The organism is Paenibacillus sp. GD4 (assembly GCF_030846225.1).
GTDB classification, from domain to species: Bacteria; Bacillota; Bacilli; order Paenibacillales; family NBRC-103111; genus Paenibacillus_G; species Paenibacillus_G silviterrae.
The window spans coordinates 430,124-453,892 of sequence record NZ_JAVCYK010000001.1; the positions used below are offsets into that span (position 1 = coordinate 430,124).

At 54.0% G+C, this 23,769-nt stretch carries 23 protein-coding genes; 4 read left to right on the plus strand and 19 right to left on the minus strand.

From position 1 onward, the window contains the following. Window positions 1-9: 9 nt before the first annotated feature. From RAC89_RS01945 to hflX, 3 genes are all read right to left on the minus strand, one after another. Window positions 10-420 (minus strand): MerR family transcriptional regulator, encoded by a 411-nt coding sequence (locus RAC89_RS01945; protein WP_284639961.1) that lies wholly within the window; start codon window positions 418-420, stop codon window positions 10-12. Between the two features lie 125 nt (window positions 421-545). Then, the gene (locus RAC89_RS01950; protein ID WP_306611421.1) at window positions 546-1,799 is read right to left on the minus strand and encodes a methionine gamma-lyase family protein; all 1,254 of its coding nucleotides are present in this window, start codon (window positions 1,797-1,799) and stop codon (window positions 546-548) included. Further along, the gene (gene hflX, locus RAC89_RS01955; protein WP_284639965.1) at window positions 1,792-3,126 is read right to left on the minus strand and encodes a GTPase HflX; all 1,335 of its coding nucleotides are present in this window, start codon (window positions 3,124-3,126) and stop codon (window positions 1,792-1,794) included. The genes RAC89_RS01950 and hflX overlap by 8 nt, the downstream gene beginning before the upstream one ends. A 292-nt stretch (window positions 3,127-3,418) precedes the next feature. Here hflX and RAC89_RS01960 point away from each other — a divergent pair, with 292 nt between their 5' ends. Further along, the gene (locus tag RAC89_RS01960; protein WP_306611423.1) at window positions 3,419-4,387 is read left to right on the plus strand and encodes an AAA family ATPase; all 969 of its coding nucleotides are present in this window, start codon (window positions 3,419-3,421) and stop codon (window positions 4,385-4,387) included. 68 nt (window positions 4,388-4,455) lie between these two features. On the opposite strand, the gene RAC89_RS01965 is transcribed toward RAC89_RS01960, so the two are convergent. Genes RAC89_RS01965 through RAC89_RS01980 form a run of 4 tightly spaced genes read right to left on the minus strand, consistent with a single transcriptional unit; the run spans window position 4,456 to window position 7,526 of the window. Next, window positions 4,456-5,136: an HAD family hydrolase gene (locus tag RAC89_RS01965; protein ID WP_306611425.1), complete on the minus strand. Its 681-nt coding sequence runs from the start codon at window positions 5,134-5,136 to the stop codon at window positions 4,456-4,458. A gap of 54 nt (window positions 5,137-5,190) precedes the next feature. Next, window positions 5,191-5,805 carry a PH domain-containing protein gene (locus RAC89_RS01970; protein ID WP_306611427.1) on the minus strand — a complete coding sequence of 205 codons (615 nt, stop codon included), beginning with the start codon at window positions 5,803-5,805 and terminating at the stop codon, window positions 5,191-5,193. A 54-nt stretch (window positions 5,806-5,859) separates the two neighbouring features. Further along, window positions 5,860-6,141 (minus strand): DUF1294 domain-containing protein, encoded by a 282-nt coding sequence (locus RAC89_RS01975; protein WP_284639972.1) that lies wholly within the window; start codon window positions 6,139-6,141, stop codon window positions 5,860-5,862. A 23-nt stretch (window positions 6,142-6,164) separates the two neighbouring features. Beyond that, the gene (locus RAC89_RS01980) at window positions 6,165-7,526 is read right to left on the minus strand and encodes a TrkH family potassium uptake protein (protein ID WP_306611429.1); all 1,362 of its coding nucleotides are present in this window, start codon (window positions 7,524-7,526) and stop codon (window positions 6,165-6,167) included. 159 nt (window positions 7,527-7,685) lie between these two features. On the opposite strand from RAC89_RS01980, the gene RAC89_RS01985 reads away from it, so the two are divergent. Next, window positions 7,686-8,111: an EamA family transporter gene (locus RAC89_RS01985; RefSeq protein WP_284639976.1), complete on the plus strand. Its 426-nt coding sequence runs from the start codon at window positions 7,686-7,688 to the stop codon at window positions 8,109-8,111. 25 nt (window positions 8,112-8,136) lie between these two features. On the opposite strand, the gene RAC89_RS01990 is transcribed toward RAC89_RS01985, so the two are convergent. From RAC89_RS01990 to RAC89_RS02010, 5 genes are all read right to left on the minus strand, one after another. Further along, window positions 8,137-9,432, minus strand: a complete 1,296-nt coding sequence (locus tag RAC89_RS01990; protein ID WP_306611431.1) for an arsenic transporter — start codon at window positions 9,430-9,432, stop codon at window positions 8,137-8,139. 132 nt (window positions 9,433-9,564) lie between these two features. After that, window positions 9,565-10,281 (minus strand): twin-arginine translocase subunit TatC, encoded by a 717-nt coding sequence (gene tatC / locus RAC89_RS01995; RefSeq protein ID WP_373429889.1) that lies wholly within the window; start codon window positions 10,279-10,281, stop codon window positions 9,565-9,567. Window positions 10,282-10,305: 24 nt separating this feature from the next. Next, entirely contained in the window at window positions 10,306-10,536 is a 231-nt protein-coding gene (tatA, locus tag RAC89_RS02000; RefSeq protein WP_284639981.1) for a twin-arginine translocase TatA/TatE family subunit, read from the minus strand. A 103-nt stretch (window positions 10,537-10,639) separates the two neighbouring features. Beyond that, window positions 10,640-12,313 carry a PhoX family protein gene (locus RAC89_RS02005; protein WP_306611436.1) on the minus strand — a complete coding sequence of 558 codons (1,674 nt, stop codon included), beginning with the start codon at window positions 12,311-12,313 and terminating at the stop codon, window positions 10,640-10,642. A 196-nt stretch (window positions 12,314-12,509) separates the two neighbouring features. After that, window positions 12,510-14,987, minus strand: a complete 2,478-nt coding sequence (locus tag RAC89_RS02010) for a beta-mannosidase (protein WP_306616019.1) — start codon at window positions 14,985-14,987, stop codon at window positions 12,510-12,512. Window positions 14,988-15,086: 99 nt separating this feature from the next. Here RAC89_RS02010 and RAC89_RS02015 point away from each other — a divergent pair, with 99 nt between their 5' ends. Further along, window positions 15,087-15,980: a helix-turn-helix transcriptional regulator gene (locus RAC89_RS02015; protein WP_306611438.1), complete on the plus strand. Its 894-nt coding sequence runs from the start codon at window positions 15,087-15,089 to the stop codon at window positions 15,978-15,980. A 57-nt stretch (window positions 15,981-16,037) separates the two neighbouring features. Further along, the gene (locus RAC89_RS02020) at window positions 16,038-16,907 is read left to right on the plus strand and encodes an SDR family oxidoreductase (protein WP_284639990.1); all 870 of its coding nucleotides are present in this window, start codon (window positions 16,038-16,040) and stop codon (window positions 16,905-16,907) included. 68 nt (window positions 16,908-16,975) lie between these two features. Here RAC89_RS02020 and RAC89_RS02025 read toward each other — a convergent pair whose 3' ends face one another. The 7 genes from RAC89_RS02025 to hfq all read right to left on the minus strand — a co-directional run bounded on the left by RAC89_RS02025 (window position 16,976) and on the right by hfq (window position 23,749). Beyond that, window positions 16,976-17,665: a YdcF family protein gene (locus RAC89_RS02025; RefSeq protein WP_306611440.1), complete on the minus strand. Its 690-nt coding sequence runs from the start codon at window positions 17,663-17,665 to the stop codon at window positions 16,976-16,978. Beyond that, complete coding sequence (locus RAC89_RS02030) at window positions 17,662-18,051, minus strand: VOC family protein (RefSeq protein WP_306611442.1); 390 nt, start codon at window positions 18,049-18,051, stop codon at window positions 17,662-17,664. Before RAC89_RS02030 ends, RAC89_RS02025 begins: the two co-directional genes overlap by 4 nt. Before the next feature lie 6 nt (window positions 18,052-18,057). Next, window positions 18,058-18,738: an alpha/beta hydrolase gene (locus RAC89_RS02035; RefSeq protein WP_306611444.1), complete on the minus strand. Its 681-nt coding sequence runs from the start codon at window positions 18,736-18,738 to the stop codon at window positions 18,058-18,060. Next, window positions 18,731-19,684 carry an ADP-ribosylglycohydrolase family protein gene (locus tag RAC89_RS02040; protein WP_306611446.1) on the minus strand — a complete coding sequence of 318 codons (954 nt, stop codon included), beginning with the start codon at window positions 19,682-19,684 and terminating at the stop codon, window positions 18,731-18,733. Before RAC89_RS02040 ends, RAC89_RS02035 begins: the two co-directional genes overlap by 8 nt. Window positions 19,685-19,789: 105 nt before the next feature. Next, the gene (locus RAC89_RS02045; protein WP_306616020.1) at window positions 19,790-20,524 is read right to left on the minus strand and encodes a peptidylprolyl isomerase; all 735 of its coding nucleotides are present in this window, start codon (window positions 20,522-20,524) and stop codon (window positions 19,790-19,792) included. Between the two features lie 116 nt (window positions 20,525-20,640). Further along, on the minus strand, window positions 20,641-23,325 hold the full coding sequence (locus RAC89_RS02050; RefSeq protein WP_306611447.1) for a transglycosylase domain-containing protein: 2,685 nt from the start codon (window positions 23,323-23,325) through the stop codon (window positions 20,641-20,643). Between the two features lie 187 nt (window positions 23,326-23,512). Beyond that, window positions 23,513-23,749 carry an RNA chaperone Hfq gene (gene hfq, locus RAC89_RS02055; RefSeq protein ID WP_306611449.1) on the minus strand — a complete coding sequence of 79 codons (237 nt, stop codon included), beginning with the start codon at window positions 23,747-23,749 and terminating at the stop codon, window positions 23,513-23,515. Window positions 23,750-23,769: the final 20 nt, after the last annotated feature.

The window sequence follows — 23,769 nt, forward strand, 5'->3', positions numbered from 1 at the left end:
CGGTAAAACCTACTTCTTGTAAAAGCGTGACATTTGTCCCTCAATCAAGGACACCTGACCCGGGCGTCTGGCCCCGAGCAGCTCTTGCTTCAGCATTCTACGCAGCTGCGTATCGCTTAATTCACGACGCTTCGACTCCGATTGCTCCGTCAAAACCGTAGCTTCCTCGGAATCCTTGTTCACCGGCAGAAGCACCTGCTTGATCCCGGCAATATTGACGCCCTTCTCAATCAGATCCTTAATCTCCAGCAAGCGTTCCACATCGTTAAAGGAATATAAGCGCTGGTTGCCTCCCGTACGCGCCGGGATCACTAACTCATGCTGCTCGTAGTAACGTATTTGTCTGGCGGTCAAATCCGTCAGCTTCATGACGATGCCTATCGGAAAAAGCGCCATATTACGGCGTATCTCATCACTCATGACTTATCACTCCTGTGCAGTCTGAACCTTACCCTTATTGTAACCTTACAGGAAAAACATGTCAAGTCATGTCAGGTTTGTGCGAGATGTTTGCACATATAGGTTTTCATCTCAGAATACAAAGACTACAAATTCAGCAATCCCCGATCCACCATGTTCTGGATAGCTGTAAGCACTCCGAGCTTACAGTGGGAGAACGTGAGCCCACCTTGCATGTAGGCGATATACGGCTCACGTATCGGCGCATCCGCAGACAGCTCCAGGCTTCCTCCCTGTATGAATGTGCCGGCGGCCATGATCACCGGATGCTCGTAGCCCGGCATATCCCACGGCTCGGGAACGACATGCGAATCTACCGCAGCGGCCTGCTGAATCCCTTGGACGAATGCAATCAGATGCTCGGCGCCGGTAAACCGGATGGCCTGGATCAGATCCGTCCTCGGATCGTCCCAGCGCGGGTGCGTTACAAAGCCGATTTCCTCGAAGAGCGAAGCGGCGAAGACCGAGCCCTTCACTGCTTGTCCGACAAGGTGAGGGGCCAAGAACAGGCCTTGGTAAATGGCCCGCGTCGTGCCGAGCATAGCCCCGACCTCCCCGCCAATGCCGGGAGCCGTAAGCCGGTAGGAAGCCAATTCAACGTATTTGCCTTTTCCCGCAACATAACCGCCGGTAGGTGCCAAGCCTCCGCCGGGATTCTTGATCAAGGAGCCGGCCATCAGATCGACGCCAACCTCGGTCGGTTCCATCCGCTCCGTGAACTCACCGTAGCAGTTATCCAGGAAGACGATGATATCCGGCTTGATTTCCTTGACGAACCGCACCATGTCACCGATCTGCTCTACGGTGAAGGACGGCCTCCACGAATAGCCGCGGGATCGCTGAATCCCGACCACTTTCGTGTTGGGGCCGATTCGCCGGGACACCTCCTCGAAATTGACGGAGCCGTCTTCCAGCAGCTCCACTTCCCCGTAGCCGATCCCCCAGTCCTGAAGGGAGCCTTTCCCGTCTCCGGGCTCGCCGATCACCTTATGAAGCGTGTCGTACGGACGCCCGGTCATCATCAGCAGCTCGTCACCCGGCCGCAGCACACCGAACAGCGCCGTGCCGATCGTATGCGTGCCCGACACAAAATGCGGCCGCACTAGGGCGGCCTCAGCTCCAAACACATCCGCATACACGAGATCGAGCACCTCTCGCCCGCGATCGTTATATCCGTATCCGGTCGATCCGGCAAAATGATAATCGCTTACCTTATGCTTCTGGAAGGCCTTGATGACCTTCCAGCTGTTATGGTCAACAACCCGGTCGATTTCCTGAAGCTTCCCCATAGCCTTCCGCTCAGCCTGCTCCATCAGGCTGAGCACCCGTTCGTTAAACATGGTCCGTTGTCTCTCCTCCGCTTTCTCCCTGAAGCCGCTGCGCCATATCGTAAGCCGCCAGCATATAGCCGATCTTATCGAATTCCTTGTTGTTTACCCTTACCTTGAACAGCATATCGTCGCCGTCCACGTCGTTCTCCAGCACCTCGCCCACCCGGTACACAAGGGAGATCACATCGCCTTTGTCCGCCGGGATGCGGTATGTTATATCCCCGCCGGTAAGCTTGGCTTCGATCGCCTCCATCACCCGCGCAAGATCGTCCTCTTGATATGCGGATATACGCAAAAACTCGCCTTCTGTGGTCAGCAGCTCCCGTTGAGCCTGTGTGCACAAATCCAGCTTGTTAAAAATCGTAATCCGTTCCTTCCCATGTGCGCCAAGCTCCTCCAAAACTTGATCCACTACTTGCATTTGGATCGCCATCATAGGAGAGGAGCTGTCCACGACATGAAGGATCAAGTCCGCCTCATTCGCCTCCTCCAGCGTGGCGCGGAAGGCGGCAACCAGATCATGCGGCAGGTTCTGGATAAAGCCGACCGTATCCGTCAGCACGACCTCTTTACCGCTTGGCAGCTTCAAGGCGCGGGAGGTCGGATCCAGCGTGGCGAACAGCTGGTTCTCTACATAGACATCCGCGTTGGTCATCTGACGGAGCATGGTGGATTTTCCCGCGTTCGTATAGCCGACCAGGGCGATTTGAAATACGCCCGTTTTCTTGCGCCGCTCTCTATGTAAATTGCGGTGGCGCACCACCTCCGACAGCTGGCGCTTCAGCTCGCTGATCCGGTCGCGGATATGCCGGCGGTCGGTCTCCAGCTTGGATTCCCCCGGTCCCCGCGTCCCGATGCCGCCCCCGAGCCGCGACAAGTTGCTGCCTTGACCGGACAGCCGCGGCAGCAAATAGCTGAGCTGTGCCAGCTCCACCTGAATGATCCCTTCTCGGGTTTTCGCCCGCTGTGCGAAAATGTCGAGGATCAGCTGCGTGCGGTCAATAATTTTGACATCCAGCGCTTCCTCCAGGTTGCGCACTTGAGCTCCGGACAGCTCCTGATCGAAGATGGCCGTATTGGCCCCCTGCTCATCGATCCGCTGCTTCAGCTCCTGCACCTTCCCCTTGCCGATCAGCCAGCGGAAATCTTCTTTTTCCTTATTCTGGGTCATCGTCTCCAGCACCTCAACGCCTGCCGTTTCCGACAAGGCGATCAGCTCCTGCAGCGAGTATTCCGGATCATACTCATCCTGACGCTTCAGCTCTTGGGTAACCAGACTGACGAGAATAGCCCGCGGCTTTATCAGCGTCGTTACATCATGTGTATTGGATCTCATGGATAACTTATCGTCTCCTTCTGCCTTCGTGCGGGCATGCGTTTCTTCCGCAGCCGCACCGCATGAGTTCTCATCACGCATAGCTACTGCCGACTTCCTGATTCAGGAAACGACAAGTAGGAACGTTCACGTTCATTGTAAACGTCCCCTCTCTTAATTACAATGCACAGTTCATGTAGGATCCATTCTTTCCTGGCGCCCGAATCCGAATTACTTGCGAAGGTTACGCAATTCAAGTCATGTTTCTTGAGAGGTGAGGCATAAAAATATACATATCGGGGGTGGAGTGGAGATGGATGAAGATACGCGTCAAATAGTAACCCGGGACAGACAAATCAATGTTACCTTTAAGACAGCCACGGATCCGAAGCCCAAATCGAAAGAGAACCCGGTGGAATTGAAGCAGCATTTCGAGGCCTTCTCAGACATCTTCAAGGAGCTTGACGAGATGATCGGACTGGAGGAAGTCAAGGAGCTGGTTTTCCAGATATACGCAATGCTTCAAATAAAGCAATTCCGGGTGGAAGCCGGCCTGCAGGCGGGCTCCCATGTATACCATATGATTTTTAAAGGCAATCCGGGAACCGGCAAAACCACCGTCGCAAGAATTATTGCAAAGCTTTTTAAGGCAATGGGAGTGCTTTCCAAGGGACACCTGATTGAGGTGGAGCGTGCGGATCTGGTCGGCGAATATATCGGCCATACGGCTCTGAAAACCCGCGAGATGGTGAAGAAAGCTTTGGGCGGCATTTTATTTATCGATGAAGCCTACAGTCTGGCACGCGGCGGGGAGAAGGATTTCGGCAAGGAATGCATCGACTGCCTGGTCAAGGCGATGGAGGATCACAAGAACGACTTCATCCTCATCCTGGCCGGCTATCCCGATGAGATAGACAATTTCCTGCTCACCAATCCCGGCTTGCCTTCCCGCTTTCCGATTCAAGTGGATTTCCCCGACTACACCGTGAGCCAGCTAATCAAGATCGCGGAGAAAATGGCGGCTGAGCGCGAGTACACCATACTCCCCGAATCGATTAAAAAGATCACCGAGCATTTGGCCGTCGTCAAGTATGGCGACCTCAATTTCAGCAATGCAAGATACGTCCGCAATCTGATTGAGAAGGCCATTCGCTTCCAGGCCGTGAGGTTGCTCAGAAAGCGGTCCCTCAAGCCCACGAAGCAAGACTTGATTAATTTGATCGCGGATGATTTCGTCATTCACGAGGAGCCTCAACAGGCGAAGCCGAATGTCATTTACTGACTGCTCACAGCAAAAAAGACAGGGGTGCTGGGTAACAATACCTGCCCCTGTCTTCTTTCATTGTCCGATTAAACGGCGTTCAACGCCTTCGGCCGATCCTCCAGCGATCCGAGAACGTCATCCAAGCTCTGGTCGGCCATGGAGCCCATCCTCAGATCATGAACCCCGAATGGCAATTGCGAGGTGACTTCATTCGGCACAATCACGCAATACATCCCTGCCCTTTTGGCCGCGAGCGACCCGTTGGGCGAATCCTCGAAGGCAACGGCTGCTTCCGGCGGTACCCCCAGGCTCTCCAGTGCTTTCACATACAAAGCGGGGTCCGGCTTCACCCGCTCCACGTCCTCCGAGGTGCGGATCACGTCGAAATACGACAGCAGTCCGTACTGCTCCAAATACCCCGTCACCCAAGCCCGCTTGGAGCTGGAAGCCAATCCGATCCGAAGTCCGAGCTCCTTCGCCCGCTGCAGATACGACCTTACTCCCGGCCTGACGTCGGCAGCTTGCATTTTCGCATCATATTTGGCCTTGCGAAGCAGCCGCAGCTGATCTTTGTCAACCGGCCGCCCCAAGCAGGTCTCCAGATGCCCATAAGGGTCGAACCCTCCTTGCGTGCCGATGCACGCGCCCCATACCTCCAGAGTCAATTCCGTTCCATGCTCCGTAAACAGCTCTTGAAACGAATGAAATTCCGGCGTCTCCGTATCGAGCACCAGTCCGTCAAAATCAAAGACGATCGCTTGAATCATGGCTGCCTCCCCAGAAAAAGACCATGTCCTTAATAGACACGGTCCGGATGTACGTTATAAGTTCAAATACCGTTCGAAGACAGAGCCGAAATCCTTCACGTGATACTGCTTTCGGGTCTCGGTCAGCCATGTGAAGGCGGCTTCGTTCAAGCCCTTGAACTGCTCCACCAGGTTCGCCTGCTCGTTCGAAACCCGGCTCATAACGGTAGACGCCAAGTTCACGCTTTCCCGCGCATATTGCAGCATCGTGTCGTTATCGTGAGTCATCTCGGAAATTTTCACCAATGCTTTATACAGATCCTTAAGCTCCTCGATATGCTTCTTATGTACGTCGATCGAGTAAGGAATCGAGCCCATGGTGAATTTAATCTCCACATCCAGATCGACCGTACCGGCCGTCTCCAGCGATACATTCGAAATCCGATGCGTGCTGTAAGGATAACGCTGCAGCGTGCGCTTCTTGCTGACCGCGCTGGTTCCGTCGAGATGGATCAAGGCCAGATTCGTAAAGCAATATTCATCCGTCTTCGATTTGATCAAGAAATAAATTTTCTCCTGATCCTCATGCAGGACGTAATCGTCCGAGTCCACCTTGTCGTAATTTTCCGGCTTAATGACCGCCCCCACATCACTGAGGCCGAGCAAATCCGCCGCGACTTTACCGAACATACCATCATTCCCCTCTCCAGCTTAAATGGACGTACAGCAATAGTATACTGCATTTCAGATTTCTGGAAAATAGAGCCACTTGAGCAATAAGTACACGCACAGCACATTGAGAATAAAAAGAAACGGAACGCCGACCGTAAACGATTCGTGCTTCGTCTTGTGCCGCCACAGCTGCATGCCGATCCATACCCCGGCAGCCCCTCCCGCAAGGGCAATGAAAAACAGCCTTTTTTCGGGGACTCGGCGATTTTTGCGCTTCGCCTTGCGCTTATCCGCTCCCATGATAAGAAGTCCGAAGAGATTGATCAACAGCAAATATAAAGCTATGACTTTCATTGGATGGTGTCCCCCTCCTTCCTTTACCCGATGATCAGCTCTTCCTTCGGATAATGATAACGATCCTTCGACACCTTCGTACGGAAAAAGAACAACAGGCACAAGATGCCGATACGGCCGATAAACATCAGCAAGATAAGGATCATTTTGCCCGTACCTGTCAAGCTGCCTGTAATTCCTGTGGAAAGGCCGGAGGTACCGAAGGCGGAACATACTTCAAAGATGATTTTGTTCAGTGCGAAGTGCTGTCTTTCCACGGCATCGAGGAACATTGTAGCTCCGATCACGATCATGACCGCTGTCGAGAATACGACAAAGCTTTTCGTAATGTCCTCCTGCCTTATCGTCCGTCGGAACACTCGAACATCCGTTCTCCCAACCGCGTAGGTCGCCAAAGTGAGCATGATGACCGCAAGCGTGGTTGTCCGGATGCCGCCTCCCACACTGGACGGGCTGGCACCGATGAACATCAGGATCGACAGCAGGAACTGGGTCGGTGTCGTAAAATCAGCCACATCCATCGTGGCCAATCCACCGCTTCGCGTTGATATGGAATTGAACAGGGAATAGAAAAATTTCTCATGCCACGACATATTTTGGAAATACACACTGCTCTCCACGATCCAAATCCCGGTTGTGCCGAGGATCATCAGCAAGACGAAGGTCGTTACGGTCAGCTTCGTAAATAAGGAAAACTTGAACTGCTTGTCTCGTCCGAACAGCTTCTCCCTCACCTCAATCAACACGGGGAATCCGATCGCTCCCAGTACCAGCAGCACCATCGTAACGAACTGAACGAAGTAGTCGCCGGAAAAGGAATACATCGAGTTGCCGAACAAGTCAAGACCCGCATTCGTATAGGCCGATATGGAATGGAACAGCCCGTGGTAAAACGCCTTTACCCAATCGTCGTAATAGCCCGCCGCCATGAAATAGGTTCCGAACACAAGAGCGCCGACGAGCTCAAAGATCAAGGCGAGCACAAGAATGGACCGCATTAGATGGACCAGTCCGGAAAGCTGTGTGCGATTTTGGTCCAACATGATGAGCCTGCGGTAGGAAAGCGAAATATTTTGCCCGAGCAGGATCCAAATAAACGTGCCTAACGCCATAATGCCGATCCCGCCGAAATGGATCATACCCATGATCATGACGATCCCGAAGGTGCTGAAGGTTTGCGGTACGCTGACGGTCGTAAGACCGGTAACACTGACGGCGCTTGTCGCGGTAAAAAGCGCATCGAACGGATGCAGCCGTACACCCGGCTGCTGGCTGATGGGCAGCAGGAGGAGTCCTGTAGAAACGACAATAGTAACTAAATACGAAAGAACAATGAATTGTGCGGGTGTAATTTGTTTGAACTTCTGAAAGAAAGGACGACGCAATGGCTTAACCTCCGGTTGTTTATCCAATTATTATAGGGAAAACTATCCGCCGAGTCTAGGCAAATCAAGGACAGCCGATTCTCACACACAAATTTTGGAGTGAAATGCTGTGAATTCGGTCAAACTACGGTTTGCACAGTTGAATCCGGGAGGCTGCTTATGCTTTGGCTAACTTATGCGATATTATCTGCCGTTACGGCAGCGATGGTCAGTATTTTCGGTAAAATCGGGCTGGAATCCGTCGACTCCAACACGGCAACGGCGGTACGTGCCGCAATTATGTGTTTATTTATCCTCGGGGTCGTTGCTCTTCAAGGGAACCTCGGGAAAATACCGGAGCTGATCGGCGATAGAAAGGCACTGTTTTACGTGACTTTAAGCGGCATCGCCGGAGCAACCTCGTGGATATTTTATTTCCTTGCGATCAAATACGGCAAAGTATCCCAGGTCGCTCCCGTAGACAAGCTCAGCGTAGTGCTGACTACCATTGCGGCGATTCTTTTTCTCGGGGAGAAGATCAGTCTGATGAACGGAATCGGGGTTTTTATGATTGCGGTGGGTGTAGTGATCGTCGCTTTGAGCTAACGAGCTTTCGTTAGCCCATGAACGTTTAGAAATGAATGACCGTGAGCCATACATACAATCCGATTAAAGTGATCAGCAGCGTAGGAACTGTGAGGATTACACCGATTTTGAAATAATAGCCCCAGCCGATCTTTACATCCTTTCGGGAAAGCACATGAAGCCAGAGCAAGGTGGCGAGCGACCCGATCGGCGTGATCTTCGGACCGAGATCCGATCCGATAACATTGGCATAAATTAATGCTTCACGTATAGCCCCTTCCGTCTGAGTACCCTGGATGGCAAGCGCATCGATCATCACCGTAGGCAGGTTGTTCATAACGGAGGACAAGATGGCGGCAAGAAACCCCATTCCAACGGAGGCCGCCAGCAGTCCATGATCCGCAACATACTGGATGACGGAGCCGAGCATGTCCGTTAAGCCGGCATTCCGGAGACCGTAAACCACAACGTACATTCCGATGGAAAAGAAGACGATAGCCCATGGCGCTTCCTTGATCAGCCGGGTCGTTTGAATTGCGGGACTTTTCCGTGCGGCTAAAAGAAAGCAAAGTGCCGCCACGCCTGCGATAATCGACACGGGAATCCCCATCCACTCGCTTAGGAAATAGGCCGCCAGCAGCACGATGAGAATGACCCAGGAGAGCTGAAACAATCTCATGTCCTTGATAGCCTCGCTTGGCTTTTTTAAGGTGGAGACATCGTAGCCTTGTGGAATGCTTTTACGGAAATATAGATACAAAACTAGCAAACTGGCGCCGATAGAAAAGAAGTTCGGCACTACCATGCGGCTCGCATATTCCGCGAAACCGACCCCGAAATAATCCGCAGATACAATGTTGACCAAATTGCTGATGACAAGCGGCACGGAAGCCGTGTCCGCAATAAAACCGCTGGCCATAACAAATGGCAGGATCATCTTCTCCTGAAAGCTTAAGGCTCGAACCATAGCCAGAACGATCGGGGTCATAATAAGCGCAGCGCCGTCGTTGGCGAATAAGCCGGAAACCGCCGCCCCCAGCAGGATGATGTAGACGAACATCCGGGTTCCGTTGCCGCGCGCCAGCCGGGCCATATGCAAGGCCGACCATTCAAAAAATCCTATTTCATCGAGCACCAAGGAAATAAAAATAATTCCGACAAACGCCAGGGTGGCGTTCCACACGATTCCCGTAACGGCAGCAACATCGGACAAGGTGACTACACCAAACAATAACGCCAGAACGGCTCCCCCGGATGCGGACCATCCTATGCCGAGCCCTTTAGGCTGCCAAATGACGAGCACCAATGTAAGAACAAAAATAATAATGGCTACATATGTCATGCTTTCTCCCAGCCTCTTCTCTATCATCATTCCTTATTGTTAAGTCGTTTCGACCATGGATTATCATAATAGAATCCTATTTTGATGTAAAGCGCAGAAAAAGAGCCAACGTCGCAGAACGTCGGCTCTTGGTTAGGAGGAAGCAAGCTTTTTACGGTACACCATTTTGGAGATCGACACGCTAATTTCGTATAACAAGAACAGCGGTATAATAACGAGAATGTCGGACATCGGATCCGGCGGAGTGATTGTTATCGCCGTAACGGCTAAACCGAAGTAGGATAGCTTTCGGGCTTTCGCCAGCCTGGCTGGAGTTAGAACTCCGATTTGGGTCAGGAACATAACGATCACCGGCATCTCGAAAAGCAGGCCGAAGGGCACCGTCATATTGATCATGAACGAAAAATATTTTTCCGCAGTGTACATCGTCTCGAAGTCCACCGCCAGCGTCTCCAAAAAGGTGTAAACCATCGGATAAATAACAAAGTACCCGAAGCATATGCCTGCAAGAAACAAGACCGCAAGCGCCGGGATAAACGACATGGTCGCCTTGTACTCCGACGGACGAAGCGCAGGCTTCACGAAGAGCCACGCCTGCCAGGCCAGCACAGGCATCGTCACCGCAACGGCGAATACGCCGGAAAGCATGAAGTATACCCAGATCACATCGGAAGGCGCCAGGATCGCAAGCTTGCCCTGTACATCGCGGACGAGCCAGGTATACAGCTCCTTCACAAAGACGAAGCCGAGACAGAACGAGCTCAGAAAAGCGGTGAGCGTAATGATGATCCGCTTGCGCAGCTCCGTCAGGTGGGCTACGAAGGACACTTCTTGTTGAATTGGCATCATAACGGGACCGTCACAGCCTTTACCTTAATTTTTGTCAGCTGCCGCTGCAACGGTAGGCTTGAGCTCCTCGCCCTTCTTCTCTTCGCCCTTCTCTTCTTTATCGCCGTTCAGCAGCTCACGGGTACCGTTTTTGAATTCACTTAAGGTGCGGCCGAAGGCACGACCCAGCTCCGGCAGCTTCGAGGGTCCGAAAATAATCAGTGCGATGATCAGGATCAGAATGAGTCCGCCGACTCCGATATTACCGAATGGCATGATGGTTTTCCCCTTTTATCGTCAGATATGACGGAGCCGGCTCTATAGAATTGCTACAGAACCAGCCCCCGCTCTTGGTTTGCCTATATTCGTTGTAGAAGGTTTAGCCGAGCTTAAAGCCCTTTATCGCTACGACACCGCAGCGAGGAATTTTGTCGCCGTCACGATGAGGCCACAGGCTGGTAGGCTTGCTGACCTCCGTGGTGTTCTCCCCAGGATGCTGAACGGAAAGGAACAGCGTTTGCTCATTCGGTGTAAAGAACGGCCCCGTCAGCTCGGAATCGATAGGAGCCGAAGCGAACTGCAAAGCGATGCCTTTGCTCGGCCCGTGAGTAGGAATGACGAACAAACCGTTGTTTTTGAAGGGAGTGTGCACACCCTTATGCATGCTGCTGGTCGAAATATCCGTTACGACCCATAGGTTGCCGTTGGAATCGAAGGCAAGATTGTCCGGGGAGCTGAAGCCGGATTGACGGCCGCCCGCAGCGAAAATTTCGAAATCGAATTCCGTTGCGCCCAAGTCGTTGTCCTTTTCAAAAATGCGTGTAATGTGTCCGTGAATATTGCCATGATTATCGTTATTCGTATGGCAAATGAATACCGTGTTGTCAAACGGTGAAATTTCGATATCCTCCGGACGGTCCGTAGGCGTTCCTCCAAGAATTAAAGCCGCCTCATGGCAGTTGGTGACGACATCGCCTTGGTTTTGGAACTTCTTGAGCAGCTCTTCGCGAGTGCCCTTGACGCCGGTCGGTGCTTTGAAGCTTTCGTTGGCGAGCGCTTTGCTGACGGCTTCATAAGTCAAGGCAACCCATTTACCGGACTTCAGGTTCGCAACGTAGAGCGTCCCTTCTGTCAGCAGATCTGCATTTTTACGGCCGAATTCCGCTACATACTTGTTCTTGGACACGAACTTGTATACGCAGGCATCCTTCTTGTCATCGCCCATGTACACCACAACGCGGTTATCCTTCGTAAGACCCATGCACGTATTCTCATGGTTGAAGCGCCCCAGGGCCGTATGCTTCTTCAGGTAGCTTCCGTCGAACGGGTCAATCTCGACAACCCATCCGTAGTGAGTCAGCGGCAAGCCGGCAGCCGTTGCCGTCTCGCTGAAGTTTTCCTCGCAGGAGAGGACGGTGTTCCACAGGGTGATACCGCCGGAGCAGTTGGCGAAGGTGCCTTGTGCCGTGGTCGCGTTGTTCAGCGCCGACGTTCCCGCAGCAGGACCTGTCAATTCGAATTTGGAGAAGCCGTTAATGCGGCGGGCATGCTTCGACTTCGTGTCCATTCTCCAAGTGCCCTTCTCGTCCTGGGCTACTTCGATAACGGACATGCCTTGGTAATACAAATCCTTTTCGACCTGCTCCTTGGTCATTTTCCCGTCCTTAACAGGACCTACGGAGAACAGGTTCGTATATTCATGGTTGTTCACCAGCAATCCATGGGAGTTCGACCCATCGATCGGGAAGAAGGCATTGTAATCGGAGCCGGTGCCGAATCGTTCGCCCGCTTCGTTAATAATGTCATCGAAAGCCGCTACCACGTCATAGGAATATCCGTTCGGAAGGATCAGGTGGTCCTCCTTGGACGCTGCGATAGGTTCAAAATAACCGCTCACCTTATTTGTTTTAAAGCCAAACAAGTGGTCTGCCGTGGCGGATGCAGCCGAAGCTTTCCCATCCAACACGCCAAGTCCTGCAGAAGCTGCGGCAAGCGCTGCAGCGCCGGTACCGAGATAAGATAAAAACGTGCGGCGATCGATCTGTTTGTCCATGAATTCGTACAACTCCCCATACATTTGTTTGGTGTGATGTTGCTATAGACAAGCATACGGGGTGAGTATCAAGCAAGTGTTAATTGCATATGAAGTATTTGTAAAGATTGTACAATCCTGCTAACCTCTGGTGCTGACTTGAGGCGGGTAAAGCCTAAAGAAAAGGCCCCTCTGAGCAGAGGAGCCTTGAGCATGACTAACAAACATAGGAATCGGCGAGACTGCGAAGCAGGAGCTCCTTACGCAGCTGATCGGCCGAGGCCGGCGAAGAAAGATCGGACTTCATCAGCTCGATCCGCTTCGGTCTGCCGGCGGACACATGGAAAAAATTATCGCTTAAGCGGGCGTCCAGCTGAGTAAAATCCAGCTCCACGAACAGAGCAAGTGACTCGGCATGAAGCGTAAGGATGAACCGGTCCTCCGCTTCTTCGATGTCGCAGACTAGCTTTGGCTCCGGCGACAGCCGGAAATGCTTCGGTCGAACAAAGAGCACCCAGCCTTCGCTCACTTCTTGCCCCCCTTGGCGAAGGGCGTATTCCAAATACAGCTCATCTTCCCGGCCTTGCACGCTTTCGGAGAAATCCAGATCTGCGACCAGCTGTGCCGACATTGCTCCAGACAATACATTCAAACTGCCTTCCTCAACGATGCGGCCTCCGGCTTCTCTCAGTTTCCATACGACCGTACCGGCTTCCCCGTTTAACGTATCGTTCGTCACGACCAGCTTCACCTGAGCCCCCGTCTCCTCCGCGGATAGGAGAAGCGGCGCATAGAACCGCTTGGCGGCATAATGCAGCGCCTTCCAGCGCCCGTAGTAATCGACGCTTGACCAGGAGGCTACCGGCCAGCAGTCGTTCAACTGCCAATACACGGAGCCCATGCAGCGACCCCTGTTCCTGCGCCAGTGCTCAACTCCGTAGCGCATCGCCTCCGCCTGCAGCAGCTGGGATACATAGAGCAGCGATGAAAAGTCCTTCGGGTACAGGAAGTTTTCGCTGATCCCGAACAATATTTTTCCGTTGCCGCCGGCGTTCTTCTGATGGCTTTCCATCACCGGAGTGAAGATGTTGCGGTCGCCCGGCTCCGTAAAGGCAGCTACGGTCTTCTGCGAAGGGAACGATTGAAAGCCGAATTCCGAGCAGAAGCGGAAGTAATGCTTCCGATACTCCGTGAACGGCTTGCCCCCGTGCCATACTTCCCAGTAATGGACATCCCCCCGGTCCGGTGCGTTCGGATCATCGAACCCGCCGCCGGAGGAAGGAGAGGCCTTCCAGTAGAACGTTTCGGGGTCGTGTGCCTTGGTCACCTCGGGAATCAAAATTTCAAACTGCTTGATATAGTCGGTCCTCAGCTTCTCCCGTTTCGGGAACCCCCATGACATCCAGGCCCACTCCATCTCGTTATTTCCGCACCACAGACCAAGGCAAGCATGATGACGAATCCGCCTTACATTATCGGCGACCTCGGCCTTGATTTCGGCCGTGAAGGCTTCAGTCATTTCGTACTCGGCACAGGCGAACAAATGATCCTGCCACACAATCAATCCGTATTGATCGCACAGCTCGAAGAAATCATCATCCGGATAAAAACCTCCGCCCCAGACGCGAATACAGTTGAAATTCGCCTTCACGCAATCGCGGATCAGCTGCTCCGTACGCTTACGGCTCAGTCGTTCGTGAATATTATCCTCCGGGATATAGTTCGCTCCCATAGTGAAGATTGAGATGCCGTTGACTTCGAATTCGAAGGATTCCCCCCAGGCGTCGGGCTCCTGCCTCACCGTAAGCGTGCGCAGGCCTAGCTTATACGAATGCTCGTGAACGGCAGCTCCTTCGCTAATCAGCTGAAGCTTCAGCTCATACAAGGGCTGCTTTCCGAGCCCGTTAGGCCACCAGAGCTCCGGCTCGCTCACACTCAGCGGGATCCTCTCCGATGTCTCCAATACGCTGATCCCGGCGGCGGCGGCCACGGTGCCGTCAGGTGCCAGAAGAACGGCATTCAGCTGCAGCTCGGTGCTCGTGAAGGATTCTGTCCGCACCTGCACATCGAGTGTTACGGTGCCGTCTTCCGCATGCTTTTGAACGACATACACATCCTCTATGCGACCGACCTGGTGTGCTTCTATGTAAATGTTTCGCCAAATGCCGCTGTCCGGCACCTTCGGACCCCAGTCCCAGCCGAACATATGATGCGCCTTCCGCAGATGCGGGTAGCCCTGAACCACATAGTCGTCATTGGCCGCCCAGAGGTATCTCTCCTTTTGCTTATTGACCACATAATGGACCGGTGAGCGGAACGTTACCTGCAGCTTGTTACGGCCGGCGACCGCCTTCCCCTTAAGATCCAAGCGGTACGTTCTATGCATATTCCACGTTTGGGCAAGCTTCCTCCCGTTCAGACAAAGCTCTGCAATCGTATCCAAGCCTTCGCAGACGAGCTCCAACCGTGCCGCCTCAAGCTGCGCGGCATCCAGCTCAAACTCTCTCTCGTACTCATAATCCTTAAGGAAGATGTCGAACACCTCATACTGCCTGTCGCGGTAATACGGATCCTCTATCCTTCCGGCCCTTAACAAGTCGGACGCCACCGAGCCCGGGACTTTGGCGGGAATCCATTCCTCTTCGCCCACCGGACGCATATTCCATGCTCCGTTAAGATCGATTGTTTGCCTCATTTCATTCACGCTCCCTTTCCTCCTATGCTAAAATAAGAGCGCGCACCATTGATCTCATTTCGTACACAATATATCTCATTTTGTAAAGGAAGTTGTCTCATGACGTATCCGCAGACGTTTGACGCCTCCATTTATCCCGTGCTGGGCTCCTCAACACCGCTCGTGGTAACTCGTAATGTCATTCATCATCATTTTCCATCGCATCGGCATGATGTGATGGAGTTTTCTTTAGTGGTCGGCGGAGAAGGAACCGAGTGGATCAACGGGATTCCCCACCGGATGTTGCCCGGTACGGCAACGTTCATTATGCCTTATCAATTCCACGAAATTTCAAGCACCGGATCCGAACCGCTTACCCTGCTGAATTGTATGTTCGGACTGGAGCTGCTGTTGTCTTCCCCCTCCTCCGAGCAGCGGCAGCTCGTAAGCGACCTCATGTCAACGGATTCCGCCGAGCCCTATGTCCTCAGCTTGTCGAAGACAGAATCGCAGACGGTGGAGACGCTTTTTACCGAGCTGCTTCGGGAGTTCAGAGGGACGAGCAAATATCGGCAATCCATGCTGAAGCTGAAGCTGACGGAGATTGTCATCCACCTGGAACGGTTCAGATCAAGAACGGCACTTGGACAAAAGGGGACATCCTCCGCTCATGATTCTCTCGCCCAGCGGCTCCTGGTGTATCTTCACCAAAGCTTCCGGGAGGAGCTGAGTCTGGAACGGCTGGCGGAGCAATTTCATGTGAGCCGGACCTACCTCAGCACGATCCTTCGGCAAACGACAGGGAAAACCTTCGTCGAGCTGCTTCACGAGATCCGGCTGCGGCATGCCAGCTCTCTCTTGCTCTCGTCCGACCTCGCCATTGCCGATGTGACGATGGAAGCCGGCTTTCAATCCGTCAAAACGTTCCACCGGGTGTTCAAGCAATACAAGGGCATGACGCCGAAGGCTTACCGCGAAACCTTTCGGCATGGCGGAGCGGGGCAGCCCGGATGATTTCCGTCCTGAAGTAGCATCCTAAAGGGGAAGTGGAAAATGAAGGAGGCAGCACAAATGGCTACCACAACAGAAACCAAGCAAACCTTCCCCCCGCAGCACCAGAATCATCAGCCGGGGATTGAAACCGAGATGAATCCGCGGCCCGTATTCGAAAGCGGCACTTATAAAGCAGCCGGTAAGCTCAAGGACAAGGTGGCGATTATCACCGGAGGAGACAGCGGGATTGGGCGTGCCATCGCCGTCACTTATGCGAAGGAAGGCGCCGATGTGGCGATTGTGTATTTGAACGAGCATAGCGATGCCGAGGAGACGAAGCGACAAGTTGAGGAGGAGGGCCGCCGCTGCATCCGGCTCGGCGGAGACATCGGGTCCGAGGCGTACTGCAAGCAGGTTATCGATGAAGTGATGAAGCAATTCGGCAAAATCGACATCCTGATCAACAATGCGGCCGAGCAGCATCCGCAGAAAAGCATTGAAGATATTACGGCCGAGCAGCTGGAGAAAACCTTCCGCACGAACATCTTCTCGATGTTCTACCTGGTGAAGGCTGCCCTGCCGCATATGAAATCCGGCAGCACGATCATCAACACAGCTTCCATCACAGCATATGAGGGCAATGAACAGCTGCTGGATTACTCAGCCACCAAGGGGGCCATCGTCACCTTCACAAGGTCGCTCTCCCAGCAGCTGATCGGCCGCGGCATCCGCGTCAACGGCGTCGCACCGGGACCGATCTGGACGCCTCTGATTCCGTCGACCTTTACGAAGGAGCAGGTCGCGAAGTTTGGGGCGAACGTGCCGATGAAACGGGCCGGCCAGCCGGAGGAGCTGGCGCCGAGCTACGTGTTTCTCGCCAGCGAGGATTCCTCCTACGTGGCGGGGCAAATTCTTCATGTCAACGGCGGCGTCATTGTGAACGGATAGACGGATATAATACAACACCCAAGTTTCACGGGATCTCCCGGGTCGCTTGGGTGTTGTTGTTTGCCTAGTTAGCTTGAAGGGCTGATGCCGAAGCTCAGCTGCAGCTTGTCCCACTGCCATTTCGTGAGCGCCAGCGTCTCCCTCCCCTTATGCCAGGCCATCATCAGCACCTTCGAATCCATAGGCGAGGCTGTCGGCTCCTGCATGCCGATGAATTTGGCGATATCCAGCGCCCGAACGGCATGATAGCGGTGCGTAATGATCACGGAGCTGGTCCAGCCCTTTTCCTCCATTAGCTGCTGGCTAAAAACTAAATTTTCATAAGTGCTGGTTGCTTTATTCTCCAAAACAATCGCAGCGGCAGGAATCCCTTGCTTGACCAAATAATTGCGCATCCCCTCCGCTTCCGTAAGCTTGGAGTCCCTGCGATCGTAGCCGCCGCTGACAATAATATGTCGAATCTTCTTCGTCTGATACAGCTCTACGGCCCGATCCAGCCGTTCCCGGAGCGCCGGGCTCGGCACCTCCTGCCAAAGCGCAGCCCCAAGGACAATGCCAACCTCCTTAGGCGAAGCCATCTCCTCAGGCAGCGCCCACATGCGCCAAAATATCGAACCGACCCACACCACGCATACGGCGGTTATCAGGAGTGCTGCCTGGAAGACCCGTTTGAAAAACCCGACTGAAGACCTTTTATTTCTCGCGATCCGTGTGCCCCGCTTGGTCCGCGGCGTTCGGCGCTTCATCATCGTGTTCATACCCATACCTTCATTCGGTCCGCGAGCGTGCCGGTGAACAGCTCCAGCTCCGTGCCGTCCGGATCGAGGAAATTGACGCTGTCTCCCCCGCCCCGATGCAGCGGCCCCCTGACGATACTTACTTGGCTGGCCTTAAGCCTGGCGACCGCCTCCGGGAAATCCGCCGCATCGATATGGAAGGCCACATGGTCGACACCCGTCCTCTGCTGATCGGAGCTCCCATGTACCTTTTCGATCAAGCAGATCCAAGCGTTCCCCCACTCCAGATAAGCATCCGTCCTGCCCAGATGAACCGGTCGCATACCAAGAATACCCTGATAAAAATGAAGTGCCTGCTGCAGATTTGATACGCGTATCGTCACATGATTAAACCCTGTCACCTTCATGGCATATCACCTTCCTTCTTGCTGTGCATGGACGAGGAATTGCTCCACTTTATGAAATAATTGCTGTGCTTCCGGGTCCGTACATACCATATGCTTCGATTGCTCCAGAAGGTAAAGCTCCCTCTCTCCCCGGATTCGCCGGTAGATGTAATGTGCGCTTCGCGGATGAACGATATGATCCTGCTTGCCTTGGACGATCAGCGTCGGAACGGTCACCCTGCGAAGCTCCTGCTGCTTCACGAGCCGGACCAGCTTCATGAACTGAACCGCAGCCTTGAAGGGGGTCCGCCTTACTCTGCCGAGCTGCTCCCAATCCTTGATTCGGATCCGGTAAGCCATATCCCGAGCCAGTCGTACCGGACTGACATAAATCGCCGCGGCGCTCAGCAGCACCAGGCGACGAACCGGATAACGATTTGCGAGATACATGGAGAGCAGGCCACCCATGGAAAATCCGACCAGATCGATTTCGCCATGCTCCCTCGTCAATCGCTCTGTCAGCTCGGCGGCACTGTCCAACCAGTGATGAAACGGAATCTGTCCGATGGCGCTGAATTCATCGCCATGCCCCGGCAAGGTAGGGACATGGCAGACGTATCCCAGCCCTTCCAAGTGCTCGGCGAGCGGCAGTACCTCGTAGGGCCCGCCCGTAAAGCCGTGAAGCAATAAACAATGACGCTCAGCCATTCTCGGTGAAACCCCTCTCTAACGATGTCTCGTACAGCTGATCGGCTAACTCCAACATGCGTACTCCCATATGCAGCTTCTCGCGCCAAGTCTGGGGAATCGCCTCATACCCATAATACGCGCCGGCAAGCTGTCCGTAGATGGCTCCCGTGGTATCAGCATCATCTCCCAGATTAACGGCGAGCAAGGCTCCCTCCTCGAAGGTAGCGCTGTGGTAAAATGCCCACAAGGCAGCCTCCAGCGACTCCACTACATAGCCGGTGCCGCGAATTTCGGGAGGCTGCTTTCTCTTGAAGGAGCCTAACGCAACCTCTTCGATCTCAGGCACCAGAGGATGCTGCGTCCAGCCCCCCTCCACAGGAGAAAACTTGGCTGAAAGCAGCTGCTCCTTGTCCTCGCCTGCGAGCGCACCGACCAGAAGACCGCCGAAATATCGGCAGCCATCCACTGCCAGCACCGAGCCGTGCGTAGTCAAGGAGCTGTCCCCAGAACGGACGATGGCTTCTTGCGGCTGAACTGCATAATACATCGGCACCGGAGCGAGCCGCATCAACGAGCCGTTGCCGGCTGACATGCGATGCAGCGAACCGCTAAAGGGAATCCCCGTCTGCTCGAAACGTTCCAACGCTTGCCGTACCGTATTGCCGATGTCGAAGCAAATGCCGGTGCTGCTCAGGTATCCCTCGCGGTACCACCGGACATATCGGCGCATCTGATCGAGAGGATGAAACATGCCGCACTCGAGCAGGCTCTCCGCCAGACAAAGCGCCATGGAGGTATCATCGGTCCACTCGCCCGGCTCTAGACCAAAGGGTCCCCCGCCTATCAGATCCGTAAGGGGCTCGAAGGTGCCCGGAGACTTGAATTCCAGCGTTGTGCCCAAAGCGTCGCCTGCCGCTAACCCGAGCAAGCAGCCCCGGTAACGATTCCTTCTTTGCAGATCCATGTCCATCTCTCCTTTGTTTGACGAAATTGAGCAGGATTTTGTTCCCTATGTACCGCTTAAAGCTGCTGAGAAAAAAACAGCGTGGAATCCACGCTGCTTCGTCGGTTACTTCTCTGTGATTTGTACGGATTGGATGGTCACCTTTTCCGTTGGTGTGCTCATTTCGCCTCGCGAGTTTTTCGATACTGGCGTTTCGGCGATTTTTTTGACTACATCCATGCCTTCCGTGATTTTCCCGAAAATCGTGTAGTTGGGATTGTTGTTCAAGCTTTTGCTGTCTTCACCCGTACAGATGAAGAACTGGCTTCCATTCGTATTCGGGCCGGCGTTCGCCATTGCGACAATGCCAGGCTCGTATTTGTAAGGCGTCTTCAGCTCATCCTCGAACCGGTAGCCCGGACCGCCACCGCCTGTGCCCGTCGGGTCGCCCGTCTGCACCATGAACGTCTTCATAATCCGGTGGAAGGTAACGTTATTATAGAAGCCTTCCTTCGACAGGAACACGAAGTTGTTCACCGTCTTAGGCGCTTCCTTCGCGAACAGCTCGATCGTGAACGTGCCTTTGCTCGTCGTTACCGTGGCGGTATATTTTTTGTTCTGATCGATCTTCATTTCAGGCGCCTTCGCCCACTGCTTCGCCGTTTGCGACTCCTGATTGGCCGGCGCCGGCTGTGCCGGCTGTGACGCATTCGTCTGTCCGCCGGACGAAGTATTCCCCTGCTGGCCCGCGGCCGCCCCACTATCCTGTGCAGGCTTCGTACCGCAGCCGGTCATCAGTGCAGCGAACAATGCAGCAATTGCTAGAATGTTGGTCGTCTTACGAATCATAACAGCGTTCATCACTCCGAATTCATCTCCATCATGTCGTCATCTAAGGGAAGGGATAACCTTTCCAGCTACCCCTTATTATACTACGAATATCCGAAAAAATGAAAATCGCCACAAACTTTCCCGGCTTAACGCGTGCCGGCTGCCGGTAACGTGACCGGCTCCTTCTGCGTCGTCGTCGTACCGCCCGGCTGGGTCGTCGGCGTCGGCTTCGGTGCTCCGGTATTCGGAGCCGTTCCTGTGGTCGGAGCTGTCATGCCGGTGCCTGTAGACGGCTGCGTCGTTGCTGGCGGCTGCGTACCGCCTGTGCCACCCGTGCCGCCTGTACCGGTGCCCGGGGCTGGTGTCGTACCAGTCCCCGGTGCAGTGCCTGTTCCGGTTCCGGTTCCGGCGCCTGTTCCGGTTCCAGGCTCCGTGCCCGGACGAGTCGTATTTCCGCCCGGTCCCGTACCTCCGGCTCCCGTACCGGTTCCCCCGTTAGCTCCACCCGGCTGGGTACCCCCGTTAGGGTTCCCCTGCCCCGGCTGACCCGGCTGACCCGGCTGACCCGGCACCTGAGGAGTTGCTCCCGCATCCGCAGGAATTTGAACCTCAGCGATATTCGATTTGGCTCCTGCGACATTGCTTTCCTGATTCAGCGGAACTACGACGAAGTGATACGTAGCCCCAGGCTTTGTCGGTGTCATATCATTGATCGTTGTCGATGCGGAGGTCATGAACGGCTCAGCAGGGAATTCCTTCTCCTGTGCCTCCTTGCGGAACAGCTGGTAGACGACCTTGTCGCCGACAGAAGACCAGCTGAGCACCATCGTTTTCTTCTCCTGATTGTACTCCGCCTTGAGATCCCCGATGGTCTTCGGAGGCGCCCCGAGCTCCTCCACACCGTCCGGCTTCGTAAACTTGGTCGCAGGCCGCTTGGCCAGCGCCTTCTGCATCACTTCCTTGAAGATAACGGCAGGACCGGCACTGGACATGGATACGTAATGCTTCGTATCCGTTTTGTCGAAGCCGAGCCATACGGCGGCGGTCCACTCCGGAGTATAACCGGCAAACCAAAGGTCGCGGTTGAACTTCTCAAGACCCTTCAGATCCAGCTGCGTCGTACCCGTCTTGCCGGCTACCGGACGCTCAAACTTCGCTGCGGAGCCCGTACCGCCATTCACAACGCCCTCCAACATTTGGGTCATGTACCAGGCTGTCTTGCTGCTCATCACCGACTTGCGCTCCGGCTTGGCGGAAGCAACCACAGAGCCTTGATCGTCTTCAATCTTAAGGATGGAGAAGGCCGTATTCATAAAGCCGTTATTCGGGAACGCGCTGTACGCCTGCGCCATCTGCAGCGGGGTAACCCCTCTGGTCAAGCCGCCGAGGGCGATGGCGAGATTCCGGTCCTTTTGCGGATCCAACTCGATGCCCATTTTCTTAACGAACTCCACACCCTTCATTGGTCCTAACTCGTTCAGGGTCCATACCGCGGCCGAGTTCACCGAGCGCTTGATCGCGTCGAACATATCGACTTCGCCCTTATATACGCCGTCGTAGTTACGCGGCGAATAATTGCCGTAGGACATCTCTTCGTCCTTCAATCTGGAATAAGGAGTGAATTTCCCCGACTCCAGCGCCGGCGCAAAGACGACCAACGGCTTGAAGGAGGAGCCCGGCTGACGCGCAGCTCTCGGATCGGCCGCCCGGTTCAAGCCTCTTGGGACATAGTCCCGGCCGCCGACCATCGCGACAATCCCGCCGTCCTTATTGTTGACGATCACCATAGAGCCCTGCATCTTCTGCTCGGGACCCGGCTTCTGGAAAAACTTATCTTGCGCGAACGTTTGCTCCATAATCTTCTGAGCATTGGCATCCATGGTCGTGTAAATCTTATAGCCGCTTCGAAGCAGAGCATCCTCTTCGATGCCATAACGTTCTTGTGCTTCATCTACCACATAATCGAGAAAGGCCTGATAGTCCTTCTTATCTGTGCTTGGAAGGGGCGTATAGTCTACGGCAGCCGCCTCGTTTTTCTCCGCTTCCGTAATATATCCCTGGTCATACATTAGCTTCAGGACGACGGCCCGCCGCTCCTTCGATTTCTCCGGATTGGCAATCGGATTGTAAGTGCTCGGCGCCTTCGGCATCGCCGCCAGCGTAGCGATCTGCCACAGCTCCAGCTTCTTCAGATCGGACACGCCGAAGTATTTTTTTGACGCCGCTTTGACACCGTACGCCTTTTGACCGAAGAAAATCCGGTTTAAATATTTTTCCAAAATTTCGTCCTTCGAGAACTCCTGCTCCAGCGCTACTGCAATCGACATCTCCGTTGCTTTGCGGAAGAAGGTTTTGTCCGCATTCAGGAAGACGTTTTTCGCCAGCTGCTGGGTGATCGTGCTTCCCCCCTCCACCATGCTTCGGGCTACGACGTCCTTAACGAGCGCACGTCCGATCCCGAAAAAGTCGACGCCGGCATGCTCCCCGAAGCGCTTATCCTCCGTGGCAATGAACGCCTGCTTCATCCGTTCTGGAATTTCCGCGCTCGTGACGACCTCCCGGTTCTCACGGTAAAGCACGGCAACCTCATTGTTGTTCACGTCGTATACATGAGAGGCTTCATCCATATCCAGCTTATCGATGTTTTCCTTAAGAATTTTATGACCGTTGATGATGACAAAAATATACACACCCATCGCGCATACGGCAGCCATCACGGCAGCGACGAACGTCCAGCCGAACAGCTTGGCTGCGCTAAACCCTTTTTTCTTCTTTTTTTTCGGTTGTGCCGGTTTCTTGGCCGGCGGTTTTTTCCCCGGTTGTTCCGTCATGGAGCTCCCTCTCCTTACATCTGTCTTCTACAGGGTGCTTACCCCTGATTTCTGTGGGTTAAACAAAGAACAACCCTAGATGGCTAAGGTTGCTCTTTAGGGATTGTATTGAATTAGACGATAGGACAGAACAAAAAGTTGCTTGCGGCCTGAGCCCAATCGATCTGCCGTTAACGGACGAGCTGCATTACTCCGCGCTTTCCTGAGGCATTAAGGAAACGGCACGCTGCGGCGTAAAGGTGGAAATCGCGTGCTTGTACACCATCTGCTGACGGCCTTCGCTGTCGATGATGATCGTGAAGTTATCGAATGCCCGGATAACACCGCGGATTTGAAACCCATTGGTCAAATAAACGGTTACGGGAATATTATCCTTGCGAAGCTGGTTCAAAAAAGTGTCCTGAATATTAATCGACTTGTTCATGAATGGGCCCCCTCCAAATA